The following is a 13,253-nucleotide window of genomic DNA, read 5'->3' on the forward strand; positions in this document are numbered from 1 at the left end:
GCGGCGTGCCGGGTGGAATCGGGCTGGGCATCGTATCCGGGAGCGGCGAACTCGGGCGACGAGCCGTATCCGCCCGGCGCTTCGAACGAGGCGGGCGGTAACCCGTTCGTCCCGTATCCCGGCGAGTCCCAGGAGTTCGGCGCGCTCGGCGCCTCCGGAGCGGCGGCCAGGGGATCGTAGAAACTGATCGGGCCGGACAGCGGTGATTCGGCTTCGTACCCGGGTACCGAGAGCTGGAAGTCGGGCATCGGTTCCGGATCCGGCTCGGCCTCCGGGGCGGCGTGCGAGGAGGAACCCTCCCGGACCGCCGGCAGATCTCCGGTCAGGTCGGTGACCGCGATACCGCGTCCGCCTCTGCGGCGCCGTCCGCCGCCCGACGCCGGAACTCCCTGGCCGTTGCGCGCCAGCAGTTCGGCGACCGACAGCTGGGTCGAATCCTCACTCATGCCGGCTCCTTTCCGATAGACCGCAGCCCGAATCGATCATCCCGATACGGCCTCGGTCGGGCCCGGCACTCCGATGGGCCGAGTACTACCCGGACCCGGGTCGGTACCCAGGTCGGTATCCAGTTTGCGCAGGATCAGTCCTTCGCGCAGCGCCCATGGGCAGATTTCGAGCGTATCGAGGGACAATGCCCGCATACTCGCCTCCGCCACGAGTGCGCCGGCCACCAATTGCTGGGACCGGTCGGAACTGACACCTTCCAATTCTGCGCGATCGGCGGCGGTCATCCGAGAAATGAATGCGATCAACTGCCGCAGACCGGAACTGGTGAGACTACGCCGCACGCGCGGTCCCGCGGCCGAAGGGGCGGCTCCGGTCAGCCGGGCCAGGGAGCGGAAGGTTTTCGAGGTTCCCACCGCCAGATCCGGGCGCCCGACCTCCAGCAGTTGTTTTGCCGGGATCACCAACTCGGCGTCGAGCCAGTCCCGCAGCACCGCCACCCGCCGCTTGCCGGGCGGATCGCCGTTCAGCCAGTCTCTGGTCAGCCGGCCCGCGCCCAGTTGCAGCGACAGCGCCGCATCGGGCGCCTCGTCGCAGCCGTTGCTCATCTCGAGCGATCCTCCGCCGATGTCGAGATTCAGAATGCGCCCCGCACTCCACCCGTACCAGCGCCGCACCGCCAGGAACGTCAGCCGGGCCTCGTCGACACCCGACAGCACCCGCAGATCGACACCGGCGCGCGCGCGGATCCGGTCCAGCACCTCGTCGGAATTGGCCGCCTCCCGCAGCGCCGAGGTCGCGAAGGGCATCAGTTCTACACAGCCGGAAGTCTTTGCGATACTGGCGAATTCGGTGATCGTCTTGGTGAGCTTGGCCGCGCCCTCGGGCGTGATGCAGCCCGCGTCGTCCATATTCTCCGACAGCCGCAGGGTGGCCTTCGTCGAGCTCATCGGCATCGGGTGCCCACCCCGATGCGCGTCCACCACGAGCAGGTGGACGGTATTACTTCCCACATCGAGAACACCGAGCCGCACATGAATACGGTACCGGGGTCGGTGCGAGCACCGGAGGACGAATCCGAACTCCCCCGGCCCACCAGCCCGGGAGTGGGGCTCGAGCGGGGAAGCTGTTAGCGTCTGGCGATGTGACCGCAGGAGCATCCGCGCCCACCCCTCTCACGCCGGACACGGCGCCGACCGGGCTGCGACCAGCTGCGAAGATCGATCCGGCACCGGAGGTCGATCTCGACTTCCCGCGGGAGTGGATCGAATTCGTCGATCCCGCAAATGCCGAGCATCTGATCGCGGCCGACCTCACCTGGCTGCTGTCGCGCTGGACCTGTGTCTTCGGCACGCCGGCCTGCCAGGGCATCATCGAGGGCCGCCCGGACGACGGCTGCTGTTCGCACGGCGCCTTCCTCAGCGACGACGACGATCGCAAGAAACTGGCCAAGGCCGTGAAGATGCTCACGCCGCAGGACTGGCAGCTGATGGACGAAGCGCGCGACCGCGACGGCAAGGTCCGCAAGAAGCTGTATCTGGAAGAGGACGAACTCGACGACGAGCCGGCCATCCGCACTCGCCGCTACGAGGGCGCCTGCATCTTCCTCAACCGTCCGGGCTTCGCCGGCGGAATCGGCTGCGCCCTGCACACGATGGCCCTGCGCAAGGGCATCGAGCCGCTGACGGTGAAACCCGAGGTGTGCTGGCAGCTGCCGATCCGCCGCACCCAGGACTGGGTCGACCGGCCCGACGGCGAACAGATCCTGCGCACCACCATCACCGAATACGACCGGCGCGGCTGGGGCCCGGGCGGTCTGGATCTGCACTGGTACTGCTCGGGTTCGCCCGACGCGCATGTCGGCAGCCGCCCGGTCTGGCAGTCCTACGCCCCCGAACTGATCGAATTGATCGGGCAGCCGGCCTACGACGAACTCGCCCGGCACTGTCGGCGGCGCGAAGGGCTGGGGCTGATCGCGGTGCATCCGGCCACGACCGCCGCCCGCGAGAAAGCGGAAACCGACCCGGCCGGGAATATCTGATCCGCCAACCCATTTCGTAGGAATATGGGTATTGCGCCGGGTACGCCGGCATCCGAGTCCTCCGTCGCCGAGACCGATTCCGCGGGATCCGTTCCCGGGGCGGCATCACGCCCCGGCGCACCTCGAATCCTGTTGATTTCCGGTAGTACCCGCCCGGGATCCACCAACACCGCCGCGTTGCGCACCTTCGCCGATATCGCCGCACCGGACTGCACCGCGGAATTGTTCACCGGATTGGTCGATATCCCGGCCTTCGTTCCGGGCGATCAACCCGCCCCGCCGGCGGTGCACGCATTGCGTGAGCGACTCGCGGCCGCCGACGCGGTGGTGTTCTGCGCGCCCGAATACGCCGGCTTCATTCCCGGCAGCCTGAAGAATCTGCTGGAGTGGACCGTCGGGGCCGCGGATCTGCACGAGAAACCGGTGGCCTGGATTTCGGTGGCGGCCCCCGGGCGCGGCGAAGGTGCGATCACATCGCTGCGCACGGTGCTCGGATATGTCGGCGCGGTGGAAATCGAATCCGCGTGCCGGCGAATAACGGTGCTGGGCAGCATGGTCGGCGCCGACGGAACGATCGCGGACGCCACGGTGCGACAGGCTCTCGCCGAATCCGTCGCCGCGATCGGCGCCTATCTCTCGGCCGCGGCCGAGCCCCGGGAATTGTGAAGTATCTCTGTACGGTCATCGCCTCGCCATGCGCGCTTCACATACCCGTGATAGGCATAAGCCATGATGAGGAAATTCTTGGCTACTGCAGCACTCGCCGCCGGTGCGGCCCTGACGCTGGCTCCCGCCGCGCACGCCGACCCCGCCACCGATCCGGCGCACTACTCGCTGCAGAACGACAACTTCGTCGTCTACAACGACCCGGCGGTGCTGTCCGCGAAGGAGAACGGCAAGCAGGTCATCGTGAGCCCCTACGGCACCTCGCGCCCGATCGCGTGCCACGACGACACCGCGCCGCTGGACGACTGCTGGCAGCGTGACGACTTCGGCTGGTTCCAGCTGCAGAAGCAGGAACTGCCGCAGATCGGCACCGCGTGGGTGCACGTCGTCTAACCGACGTCGATTCGGAAAAAGTCGATACGGGAAAGCCGCGAGACCCGTCGTGTCTCGCGGCTTTCTCGTATCCGGCGGAATCAGGCCTCGAGCTTGTACCCGAGCCCGCGCACGGTCACCAGATGTTCGGGCTTGGCCGGATCGGCCTCGATCTTCGACCGCAGCCGCTTGACGTGGACGTCCAGGGTCTTGGTGTCGCCGACGTAATCGGCGCCCCAGACGCGGTCGATCAGCTGGCCGCGGGTCAGCACCCGGCCGGAATTGCGCAGCAGGTATTCGAGCAGGTCGAATTCCTTCAGCGGCAGCGTCACCGACTTGCCGTTGACCTGCACGGTGTGGCGGTCCACATCCATGCGCACCGGGCCGGCCTCGAGCACGCCGCTCTCGCCGGACCCGTCCATCTCCTCGCCGGCGCCGCGGCGCAGCACCGCCCGAATGCGGGCGATCAGCTCCCGTGAGGAGTACGGCTTGGTGACGTAGTCGTCGGCGCCCAGTTCCAGGCCGACCACCTTGTCGATCTCGCTGTCGCGCGCGGTCACCATGATCACCGGCACACTGCTGCGGGTGCGCAGCTGCTTGCACACATCGGTGCCGCTCATGCCGGGGAGCATCAGATCCAGCAGCACGATATCGGCGCCGGAGCGGTCGAATTCCGACAGCGCGGATGGCCCGTCGCCGACGACCGTGACCTCGAAGCCCTCCTTGCGCAGCAGGAACGCGAGCGGATCGGCCAGCGACTCCTCGTCCTCGACGATCAACACACTGGTCATCGGGTTGCCTCCACACCGTTTTGTCCGGTCCGCCGGCGCGGACCGTCGTCGTTCTTGCCCACCCCGATTGCGGTGGGGCTCTTCTTCTCCGCCGGGGCGGCGGAATTCTGGTTGCCGGATTCGACCGCGGGAATACGCAGCGTGAACGTGGAACCGGTACCCAATTTGCTCCACAACGTGATTTCCCCATTGTGATTGGCGGCCACGTGCTTGACGATAGCCAGCCCGAGTCCGGTTCCGCCGGTGGCGCGCGAACGCGCCTTGTCCGCGCGGAAGAAGCGTTCGAAAACCCGTTCCTGGTCTTCCTTGGCGATGCCGATGCCGCGATCGGTGACCGCGATATTGACGTGGCCGTTGCGCAGCGAACGGCTCACCGACACGTGCGAACCCTTCGGCGAATAATTGATCGCATTCTCGACCAGATTAGACAGTGCCGTCACCAGCAGAGTTTCGTCGCCGAGTATTTCCAGTCCGCTGTTGGCGTCGGTGCTGACGGTGATTCCGGCGGCCTCGGCGGCGGTGCGGGACCGTTCGATCGCGGCATTGACCACGGTGTCGACGTCGACCGCCTCGAGCTGCGGCAGCTTCTCGGCCCCCTGCAGCCGCGACAGCGCGATCAGCTCGGTGACCATCTTGCCCATCCGGTTCGATTCGCTGACCAGTCGCTGTCCGAAATGCCGCACCGAATCCGGATCGTCGGCCGACTCCAGCATGGCCTCGGCGAGCAGACTCATCGCGCCGACCGGGGTCTTGAGCTCGTGGCTGACATTGGCGACGAAATCGCGGCGGGTGGCCTCCATACGGGCCTGTTCGGAATCGTCGTCGGCGAACAGCACGACGAAGTTGGAATCGCCGCGCGAGAGCGGACGGGCCACACCGCGCACGGCGATGCTGTTGCGGCCCGGCAGCGGATTCTTCAGCGTCTGGTCGAACTCGACGTCCTCGCCGGTCGCGATCACCTTCTCCACCGCCGCCCAGGCGCGTTCGTCCAGCAACCGGTTGCGGACCAGGCCCAGTTCCTCGGCGCGCGGGTTGACCAGCACCACGTCGCGATATTCGTCGACCACGGCGATGCCGCTCTCCGAGGCCAGCACGATCAGATCCAGCACCTGCGACATGGTCAGGCCGGATTCGGCCGCGCGGCGCTCGGCTTGCCGGGCGTTCATGTACGGGATGACCAGGCCACCGACGGCCAGACCGACTACGGCCGCGAGGACTGCAAGCAGCACGGCCTGGGGAACGCTCACATAGAGAATCGTACGGTCGCGGACACGTACTCCAAACCCGGGTTGACGAAGTTTCGCGCAGGTCACGGCTGATTCCGCGATCGTTGGCCGGGTGTTCACACAAAGTTGGCCGAGCCGCGGATCGGCCTCGACCGGCGGTTTTCGGCCGCATGACAATGGTCGCGCGGGCAGTTTGCCTTGCGGCACCGCACATCTGGAGGCCGCGCGAATCGCGCATGAACACCTCCGGCGTGTCGGTCGGCCCGCCTCGCTCGGCCTCGCGGCGTAAGCCGGTTGTGAGGTGCGCCTCAATTCCGCGCGGCAGGCACCTGCGGGAGACGCGCCGCGCGCACCGCGGAAAACGAAAAGTCCCGGGTACGTACGCCGTTGTACGTTCCCGGGACAGTCGGGGAGTCCCCTACCGGATCACCAGCCGGAGTCTCCCTCGAGCGGGATGTTCACGAAACTCGGGGCGTTCGGATCCAGTTGCAGATGCTCGGGTTTCAGGCCGGTGTCGGCGAGCATCGGCGCGATCGGCAGGCCCTTGGGGAAGTTGCCGGCGAACACGTCCACCCGCAGCCGGTGGCCCGGCGCGAGGACGGCCCGGGTGGCGGGCAGGGCGATATTCAGCTCGGTGACCTCACCGGGAACCGTGGGCCGGCGCTTGTCCAGCGAGGTGTAGGCCCGCGGATCGGTGTAGTCGCCGTTCTCGGAACGGGTGCTGTTCGCCTCGTCGACCTCACGCAGCGAGGCCATCAACTGTCCCGAGGACAGCACCGTCGACTGCCCGTCGGGCGCGACATCGTTGACCGTCACCGTCCAGTACCCGTCGGCGGCGTCCTGAACCGTGTTGAGCCGCACCGCGATCGGGCCCGAGATGGTGGTCTCGCCCGCGACCGGCGCACTGGTGAAGGTGAGCGCGTCGGTTTCCGCGATGCGTGAGTCCGCCGCGCAGCCGTTGATGATCGCGAGCACACCGGCGGTGGCCTGCGCGGCATCGTTGGAGCACACCGTGGTCAAACCGGGCGCCACCGTCAGACGCGTCGGCGCACCCGTGAATTCACCGGTCAGCGAGCCGTCGTAGACGCTGTTCGCGGTGCCACTGCGGTCAGCGGACAGGTACATGCGGCGGTACTTCGCCGCCTCCTCGGCCGGCGCCGACGGCCCGAAACCACCCTGGGTGACCCAGCCGCCGCCCTGTTCGCGCAGCGTCACCGGACCGTAGGTGTCGATGCCGTTGTCGATTCCCTTGAGCCACTTGTCGAACCACGCGCGCTGCAGGACGTCCAGCCGCGGCGGCAGGCCCGGTTTGCCGTACTCGTTGCCCGAGTTGAGGTGGTAGGTGTTGCCCATGAACAGCTGCTTCTGCCCGGGCGGCAGCGGGATCTGGTTGTAGATCTTGGATTCGGAGTAGGTGAACAGATCGTGCCAGCCGCCGGTGACGAAGGTCGGCACCTGGATCCGGCCCGGATCACCGATCCACGCCTGCCGTTGCGCGGACATGTCGTTCAACATGTCCTTCACCCGCGGATCGAGGGTGTTCATATCGGTGTTGGTGTAGGCGTTCAGCAGGACGTCCATATAGGTGTACGGGTCGCTGATCCGGTCGTTCAGCCAGGTGGTGTCGAATTTGCCGGTCACGATCGACTGCACGTCCGGAACCCATTTGAGGGTGTTGATCGCGGTGAGCCACAACGGAATGAAGTTGAAGCCGAAGCCGCCGCCGGGGGCGAGCACATCGTCGACCAGATCGCTGCCGGGCACCACCGGGAAGATCGCCTTCAGCGCGGGTGGCTGCTTCTCCGCGACCTGGACCTGATTGATGCCCGAATAGGAAATGCCGGTCATCCCGACCTTGCCGTCCGACCACGGTTGCCGCGACGCCCAGTCGATCACCTCGACGGTGTCCTGTTGCTCGCGCTGCCGCAACATATCCCATTCGCCCTGCGAGAAGCCGGTGCCGCGGACATCGACGACGACCTGGGTGTAGCCGCTCTTGATCAGCTGCCGGTCGACGGAGAAGTTGCGGAGCTCGCCGCCACCGAAGGCCTTGGTCAGATCGGTGACCCCGGACAGCGGGGTGCCGCTCATATCGATCTGGCGGAACAGTCCCAGCAGCGCGTCGGACAGACCCGGAACCGAGCCCGCGTGATCGGCCAGATTCGACACCAGCTTGGTGTAGGGCGTCATGTTCACGACGACCGGGGTACGGGTGTCGACCGGACGGCTGGCGGCGTCGGCGGGGCGGTACACATTGCCCTTCAGCACCGTGCCGTCGCTCATCGTGATCGGCACATCCCAGTCGATGTGGATGTTCGGATACTGCTGCGGGCCGTCCTCGGTGGCGGTCCACGCGGCGCCGGCGGCGCCACCGTCCGGGCCGGTCGCGACGGGTCCGGCCTGGGCCCCAGTGGCGAAGAACGGGATGGTCACCGTGGCGGCGACGGCGGCAACTGTGGCGCGTAACGCGTACTTCATCGAACGTGATCCGCCTCTCGAAATGGTCGAACGACCGAGAGTGTATCTACTGCGGAGTAAGTTGCAAACCAGCGGTTACAACTTCTGCACGAAAAGTTTCTCAACTTCTCAGCCTCTCATCCACGTCGATGACCAGCGGAAAGCCCGGCGCTTTACCTGCCGGAAGTTATCCACACCACTCCCTACCGGCACGGACGCTACTACCGGCGGGGCAAGTCGCGATGCGAACGGCCATATGGGCAATTCGATAGCTACGAATCGGCAGAAGAGATGCAGCTCACAGAATGCCGAGTATCGCATAGTCACAGGCGGCACCGGCGGAACTTCGACGTTCGGAAATCGTTCGCACGCAGCGCCTTCGAGAGATACGACGACGCGCCGCGGTCGATGACCACGGCGCGTCGGAAAGTGCGGAGAATCCGGTCTATTTACCGCCCTGGCTCGCGACCGCGGCCGCGCCCGCGGCTGCCGCCTCGGGGTCCAGATACTCGGCCGGACCGATCGGACGCAGATTTTCGTCCAGTTCGTAGCGCAGCGGAATACCCGTGGGAATGTTGAGGCCGGCGATATCCTCGTCGGAAATACCGTCCAGATGTTTCACCAGCGCGCGCAGCGAATTACCGTGCGCGGCAACCAGAACGGTCTTTCCGGCCACCAGTTCGCGGGAAATCGTGGACTCCCAATACGGGACCATGCGGGCGACGACGTCCTTCAGGCATTCGGTCGCCGGCACGTCGATACCGGCGTAGCGCGCGTCGCCGTTCTGGCTGTATTCGCTGTCGGCCTCGATCGGCGGGGGCGGGGTGTCGTAGCTGCGACGCCACATCATGAACTGGTCGTCGCCGTACCGATCGCGGATCTGGGCCTTGTTCTTCCCCTGCAGCGCGCCGTAGTGCCGCTCGTTGAGCCGCCAGTCCCGCACGACCGGAATCCAGTGCCGATCCGCGGCGTCCAGGGCGATATTCGCGGTGCTGATCGCGCGGCGCAGCAGCGAGGTGTAGACGATATCGGGCAGAATGCCGTGTTCGGCCAGCAGTTCACCGGCCCGCTTGCCCTCGGCGACACCCTTGTCGGTCAGGTGCACATCCACCCAGCCGGTGAACAGATTGAGAGCATTCCATTCGCTTTCGCCGTGGCGCAGCAACACGAGGGTGTACGTCATGCAGGTCATGCTAATAGTTGCTCGCGCCCGTCCTGTGTGCGCTCTCCCGGTGCGCGGAGTCGGCCGGACCGCCGAACAACGCCGCACACCCTCTCGAATCAGGCTGATTCGATTGATTCCCCGCCGGTGCGGCCGCCCCGACAATGACGGCTGACCGCCGGAACGCACGGCGATCAGCCGCGATGAGGGAGTCGGCCATGACTGAAACGGGCGCAGTGCTCGAACCGGGGGACTCGGGGGAACCCCACCCGCAAGCCTCGATCTTCCAACGGATCGGCGTCGACTGGTGGGCGGTGATCGTCGCGGGCGCGTTCGTGCTGCTCGCCGTCGCCGACGCCCTGCCGAAGATTCCGTGGTGATCGACATGGCTACCGAAACGACAACGGCGACAGAAGAATCGGTGAATCTGCGGGGCGCTCTGGCTTATCTGCCGGGCATCGCGCTGCTGGTGGCGGTCGGCTTGCTCGGCAAGTACACCCAGATCTGGGTGAACGACTTCGTCCACGCTCACCACTGGCGCTTCCCCGATATCGAATATGTCCTGTGGGCCATCGTCTTCGGGTTGATCATCGCCAATACCGTTGGGGTGCACCGGATTTTCAAGCCCGGTATCGGCACCTACGAATTCTGGCTGAAGGCCGGCATCGTGGCGCTGGGATCGCGTTTCGTCCTCGGGGACGTCGCGAAACTCGGTGGCACCAGCTTCGTGCTGATCCTCATCGATATGACGGTGGCGGGCGCGATCATTCTCACCGTGGCACGCCTGCTCGGCCTGTCCGGCAAGCTGGGATCGCTGCTGGCCGTGGGCACCTCGATCTGCGGCGTCTCGGCGATCGTGGCCGCGCGCGGAGCCATCAGGGCGCGCAATGCGGACGTCGGCTATGCCATCGCGGCGATCCTGACGCTGGGCGCGGTATCGCTGTTCACACTTCCCGCGATCGGCCACGGCCTGGGGCTGACCGATCACGAATTCGGCCTCTGGTCGGGTCTGGCCGTGGACAACACCGCCGAAACCACCGCGACCGGCTACGCCTACTCCGACGCCGCCGGCAAACTGGCGGTACTGGTGAAATCGACCCGCAACGCGCTCATCGGATTCGTGGTCCTGGGCTTCGGTCTGTACTGGGCCGCCCGCGGTGAGGCCGACACCATCGCGCCCGGTCTGCGCGCCAAAGCGGCCTTCGTGTGGGCGAAGTTCCCGAAGTTCGTCCTCGGCTTCCTGGCGGTTTCCGCGCTGGCGACCGCCCACTGGATCGACAAGGCGCAACTGGCCAACCTGGCCAACCTGTCGAAATGGGCCTTCCTGCTCACCTTCGCCGGTGTCGGTCTCAACACCGATTTCCGGGAACTGGGGCGCAGCGGATGGCGGCCCCTGGCGGTGGCGGTGGTCGGCCTGGTCGTGGTCGCGACGGTGTCGCTGGGGCTGGTGCTGTTCACCGTCCGGGTGTTGCACTGGGGCGTGGTCGACTGACACGCGGCCGGTAGCGGCCGACATTTCTACAAGACGCGCATCCGCGTCCTCCGGGACAGTCATGGCATCCGCCATCGTCCTCAGGAGGAAATATGGGAACTGCCGGCCGCGCGAAACGCGCGATGATGCTGCTGGTCACCGCGCTCACCGCCCTGCTCGTCGGGAATACCGCAGGGGTCGCGACGGCCGCGCCGGACGATTCCGTGGACCGGACGGTGCGGCTACCGGACGGCGATATCCACGTCGTCACCAGCGGGGCGCCGAGCGCACGGGCGGTGGTGCTGATCCACGGGACCGGCGGCTCGGTCTCGTGGTGGGATCCGGTCCTGCCCGCGCTGGCGGACTTCTACGTGGTGCGCGTCGACCTGCTCGGCCACGGCCGGTCGGCCAAACCGGACAGCGGTTACGGCATGGCCGAGCAGGGACATCGCGTCGGAGCGGTACTCGACCGCCTCGGCGTGCGGAGCGCGATCGTCGTCGGGCACTCCACCGGCGGATACGCGGCGACCGAACTGGCCGCCCAGCGCCGTGACGTGATCACCGCGATCGGACTGATCAGTACCGGGTCGCGCCTGGACGCCTTCACCGACAACGGCCCGCTCGGCAATCTGCTGTTCGTCCCGCAGATCGGGCAACCGCTGTGGCCCCTGCTCCCGGATGCCGCCATTCGATACGCCATGAGCAGCGCGTTCACTCGCGACGTCGCGATTCCGCAGCAGCTCGTGGACGACTTCCACGCCATGACCTACCGCAGTATCACCGCGACCTCCGACGCATCGGACGTCTATCTGCGGGAACGCCGGGAACCGGACCGCCTCACCGCTCTCGGGCTGCCGAGCCTGGTGCTCTACGGCTCCCGCGACCACCGCTGGCCGGCGGCATCGTTCCAGGACTACCGGAGCGTGCCGGGAGTGCGGATCGAATCGCTCGACTGCGGGCACAGCCCGATGATCGAGGAGCCCGGGCCCACCGGAGAACTCCTGCGCGACTTCGCCGACCAGCACTGACGCCACACGATCGGACGATTCGATGCGAATTCTCATTTCCGGCGCCAGTATCGCCGGTCCGGTGCTCGCGTATTGGCTCACTCGGCACGGTTACTCCGTCACCGTCGTCGAACGCGCGCCGGCACTGCGCAGCACCGGTGGTCATGCGGTCGACCTGTTCCGGCCCGCGATGGACATCTCGGAAAAGATGGGCGTCCTGCCGCGGATCACGGAGCGCGCCACCGGGACGAGCCGAATGGTTCTGCACCCCGAGGGCGGACGCCGGTCCGTGCGGGTCGAGCTCGCCACGATCTTCGGCGCCACGTCGGACCGGCACGCGGAAATCATGCGCGACGATCTGAGCGAGATCTATTACGACGCGACTCGAAACGACGTCGAATACGTCTTCGGAGATTCGGTCACCGCGATCTCGCCCGACGGTGAGGTGAGGTTCGAGCACGCCGCGCCGCGTCGCTTCGACCTGGTCGTCGGCGCGGACGGACTGCACTCCGCCGTACGCCGGCTGGTCTTCGGAGACGAGTCCGGCTTCAGCGCCTTCACGGGGGCCTACCTCGCAGTGCTGACGCTGCCCGAAACCTTCGGTGTGGATCGCGAACTCCACATTCATGTGGGTGTCGGCCGTACCGCCGGCATGTACGGCGAGCGCCACCGCGGCGAGGCGCGGGCACTGTTCCTGTTCCGCGGCGACCGCGAGCTCGCGTATCACCACCGCGATATCGCACACCAGAAAGAGCTGCTGCGCACCGCCTTTCGCGGCTTCGACAGCGAGGTCCAGGAGTGGCTGGCCGAACTCGACCGCACCCCGGCGTTCTATTTCGACTCGATCACCCAGCTGCGCATGGATACCTGGTCCCGCGGGCGAGTGACACTCGTCGGCGATGCCGGCTACTGCCCGGGCCCGGCCGTCGGCGGGAGCACCACGCTGGCCGTGATCGGAGCGTACGTTCTCGCCGGCGAGCTGGCACGGGCGGGCGGCGACCACGAACGCGCCTTCCCCGCGTACGAACGAGCGATGGCCGCGCATGTCCGCGGCAGCCACGCGGTCGCGGCGAGTGCGGCGAAGACATTGATCCCGACCTCACGGCTGGGGGTCACCGGCTTGGTGCAGGCCACGCGCCTGCTCTCGGTCCTGCCCGCGAGTGCGAGCCGCGCCTTTCTCCGCCTCACCACCACGAGCGCCCGCGTGTACAACTCCATGACCGTCGACGATTACGCGCCGACGATCGCCGACAGCAGTACCACCAGGGTCACCAGATAGGCGACACCACTCAGTTTGCCGATCCGGTCGACACGATCGACCGTGCGGGGGTCGGGATTGTTCTTGTCGAGAATCGGCACCAGAGGACCGTTGTCGCCGCCGTCCGCCACCGTCAGCGCGGTGACGATCAGGAAGAGGTCGGCGGCGGCGAACAGCGGCCACATCGTCGACGAGGCCAGGAATCCGGCGAAGATCAACGGGCCCAGCACAATCGCGGGTAGCAGCCCGGCGGTGAACACGACGCCGAGGATCAGGAACCATCCGGCCGACGTCCACCGCACCAGCGCCGCGCAGACGACGACGCCGATCTGAATCGTGCCCATCACCATGTGCATCC

General features: G+C 66.8%; 13 protein-coding genes and 1 pseudogene. 7 read left to right on the forward strand and 7 right to left on the reverse strand.

Features of this window, described 5'->3' with window-relative positions:
• Both NK1_RS30320 and NK1_RS30325 read right to left on the reverse strand, forming a co-directional pair.
• Nucleotides 1-446, reverse strand: a pseudogene (locus NK1_RS30320) (hypothetical protein); the annotation flags it as partial.
• Nucleotides 447-482: 36 nt separating this feature from the next.
• Nucleotides 483-1,478 (reverse strand): Ppx/GppA family phosphatase, encoded by a 996-nt coding sequence (locus tag NK1_RS30325; RefSeq protein ID WP_084461799.1) that lies wholly within the window; start codon nucleotides 1,476-1,478, stop codon nucleotides 483-485.
• Between the two features lie 167 nt (nucleotides 1,479-1,645).
• Between NK1_RS30325 and NK1_RS30330 the strand changes: the two genes are divergently transcribed.
• From NK1_RS30330 to NK1_RS30340, 3 genes are all read left to right on the forward strand, one after another.
• A complete protein-coding gene (locus NK1_RS30330; protein ID WP_063014327.1) occupies nucleotides 1,646-2,485 on the forward strand; it encodes a DUF3109 family protein in 840 nt (279 codons plus the stop codon).
• A 24-nt stretch (nucleotides 2,486-2,509) separates the two neighbouring features.
• Complete coding sequence (locus NK1_RS30335; protein ID WP_084461801.1) at nucleotides 2,510-3,151, forward strand: NADPH-dependent FMN reductase; 642 nt, start codon at nucleotides 2,510-2,512, stop codon at nucleotides 3,149-3,151.
• A 78-nt stretch (nucleotides 3,152-3,229) separates the two neighbouring features.
• Complete coding sequence (locus tag NK1_RS30340; protein ID WP_143860062.1) at nucleotides 3,230-3,544, forward strand: hypothetical protein; 315 nt, start codon at nucleotides 3,230-3,232, stop codon at nucleotides 3,542-3,544.
• An 80-nt stretch (nucleotides 3,545-3,624) separates the two neighbouring features.
• On the opposite strand, the gene NK1_RS30345 is transcribed toward NK1_RS30340, so the two are convergent.
• From NK1_RS30345 to NK1_RS30360, 4 genes are all read right to left on the reverse strand, one after another.
• On the reverse strand, nucleotides 3,625-4,314 hold the full coding sequence (locus NK1_RS30345) for a response regulator (protein WP_030516181.1): 690 nt from the start codon (nucleotides 4,312-4,314) through the stop codon (nucleotides 3,625-3,627).
• Complete coding sequence (locus tag NK1_RS30350; protein ID WP_063014281.1) at nucleotides 4,311-5,561, reverse strand: sensor histidine kinase; 1,251 nt, start codon at nucleotides 5,559-5,561, stop codon at nucleotides 4,311-4,313. The genes NK1_RS30345 and NK1_RS30350 overlap by 4 nt, the downstream gene beginning before the upstream one ends.
• Nucleotides 5,562-5,966: 405 nt before the next feature.
• Nucleotides 5,967-8,018: a CocE/NonD family hydrolase gene (locus NK1_RS30355; protein ID WP_063014283.1), complete on the reverse strand. Its 2,052-nt coding sequence runs from the start codon at nucleotides 8,016-8,018 to the stop codon at nucleotides 5,967-5,969.
• 424 nt (nucleotides 8,019-8,442) lie between these two features.
• Entirely contained in the window at nucleotides 8,443-9,180 is a 738-nt protein-coding gene (locus tag NK1_RS30360; protein WP_063002191.1) for a phosphoglyceromutase, read from the reverse strand.
• Nucleotides 9,181-9,377: 197 nt separating this feature from the next.
• Between NK1_RS30360 and NK1_RS35215 the strand changes: the two genes are divergently transcribed.
• The 4 genes from NK1_RS35215 to NK1_RS30380 all read left to right on the forward strand — a co-directional run bounded on the left by NK1_RS35215 (nucleotide 9,378) and on the right by NK1_RS30380 (nucleotide 12,916).
• Nucleotides 9,378-9,539: a hypothetical protein gene (locus tag NK1_RS35215; protein ID WP_167354328.1), complete on the forward strand. Its 162-nt coding sequence runs from the start codon at nucleotides 9,378-9,380 to the stop codon at nucleotides 9,537-9,539.
• A gap of 5 nt (nucleotides 9,540-9,544) precedes the next feature.
• A complete protein-coding gene (locus tag NK1_RS30370; protein ID WP_063014331.1) occupies nucleotides 9,545-10,651 on the forward strand; it encodes a YeiH family protein in 1,107 nt (368 codons plus the stop codon).
• Between the two features lie 92 nt (nucleotides 10,652-10,743).
• Nucleotides 10,744-11,658, forward strand: a complete 915-nt coding sequence (locus NK1_RS30375; protein ID WP_157104523.1) for an alpha/beta fold hydrolase — start codon at nucleotides 10,744-10,746, stop codon at nucleotides 11,656-11,658.
• Nucleotides 11,659-11,680: 22 nt separating this feature from the next.
• Entirely contained in the window at nucleotides 11,681-12,916 is a 1,236-nt protein-coding gene (locus NK1_RS30380; protein WP_063014287.1) for an FAD-dependent monooxygenase, read from the forward strand.
• Here the strand turns inward: NK1_RS30380 and NK1_RS30385 are convergent.
• Nucleotides 12,868-13,239: a hypothetical protein gene (locus NK1_RS30385; RefSeq protein WP_157104524.1), complete on the reverse strand. Its 372-nt coding sequence runs from the start codon at nucleotides 13,237-13,239 to the stop codon at nucleotides 12,868-12,870. The genes NK1_RS30380 and NK1_RS30385 overlap by 49 nt on opposite strands.
• Nucleotides 13,240-13,253: the final 14 nt, after the last annotated feature.

It is taken from the genome of Nocardia kruczakiae NBRC 101016 (assembly GCF_001612965.1).
Classification (GTDB): Bacteria; Actinomycetota; Actinomycetes; order Mycobacteriales; family Mycobacteriaceae; genus Nocardia; species Nocardia kruczakiae.

Excerpts from the sequence above, each read along its gene's own strand:
- NK1_RS30335 (WP_084461801.1), top strand. The coding sequence starts at position 2,510 with ATGGGTATTGCGCCGGGTACGCCGGCATCCGAGTCCTCCGTCGCCGAG.
- NK1_RS30345 (WP_030516181.1), bottom strand. The coding sequence starts at position 4,314 with ATGACCAGTGTGTTGATCGTCGAGGACGAGGAGTCGCTGGCCGATCCG.
- NK1_RS30355 (WP_063014283.1), bottom strand. The coding sequence starts at position 8,018 with ATGAAGTACGCGTTACGCGCCACAGTTGCCGCCGTCGCCGCCACGGTG.
- NK1_RS30360 (WP_063002191.1), bottom strand. The coding sequence starts at position 9,180 with ATGACGTACACCCTCGTGTTGCTGCGCCACGGCGAAAGCGAATGGAAT.
- NK1_RS35215 (WP_167354328.1), top strand. The coding sequence starts at position 9,378 with ATGACTGAAACGGGCGCAGTGCTCGAACCGGGGGACTCGGGGGAACCC.
- NK1_RS30370 (WP_063014331.1), top strand. The coding sequence starts at position 9,545 with ATGGCTACCGAAACGACAACGGCGACAGAAGAATCGGTGAATCTGCGG.
- NK1_RS30375 (WP_157104523.1), top strand. The coding sequence starts at position 10,744 with ATGGGAACTGCCGGCCGCGCGAAACGCGCGATGATGCTGCTGGTCACC.
- NK1_RS30380 (WP_063014287.1), top strand. The coding sequence starts at position 11,681 with ATGCGAATTCTCATTTCCGGCGCCAGTATCGCCGGTCCGGTGCTCGCG.
- NK1_RS30385 (WP_157104524.1), bottom strand. The coding sequence starts at position 13,239 with ATGGGCACGATTCAGATCGGCGTCGTCGTCTGCGCGGCGCTGGTGCGG.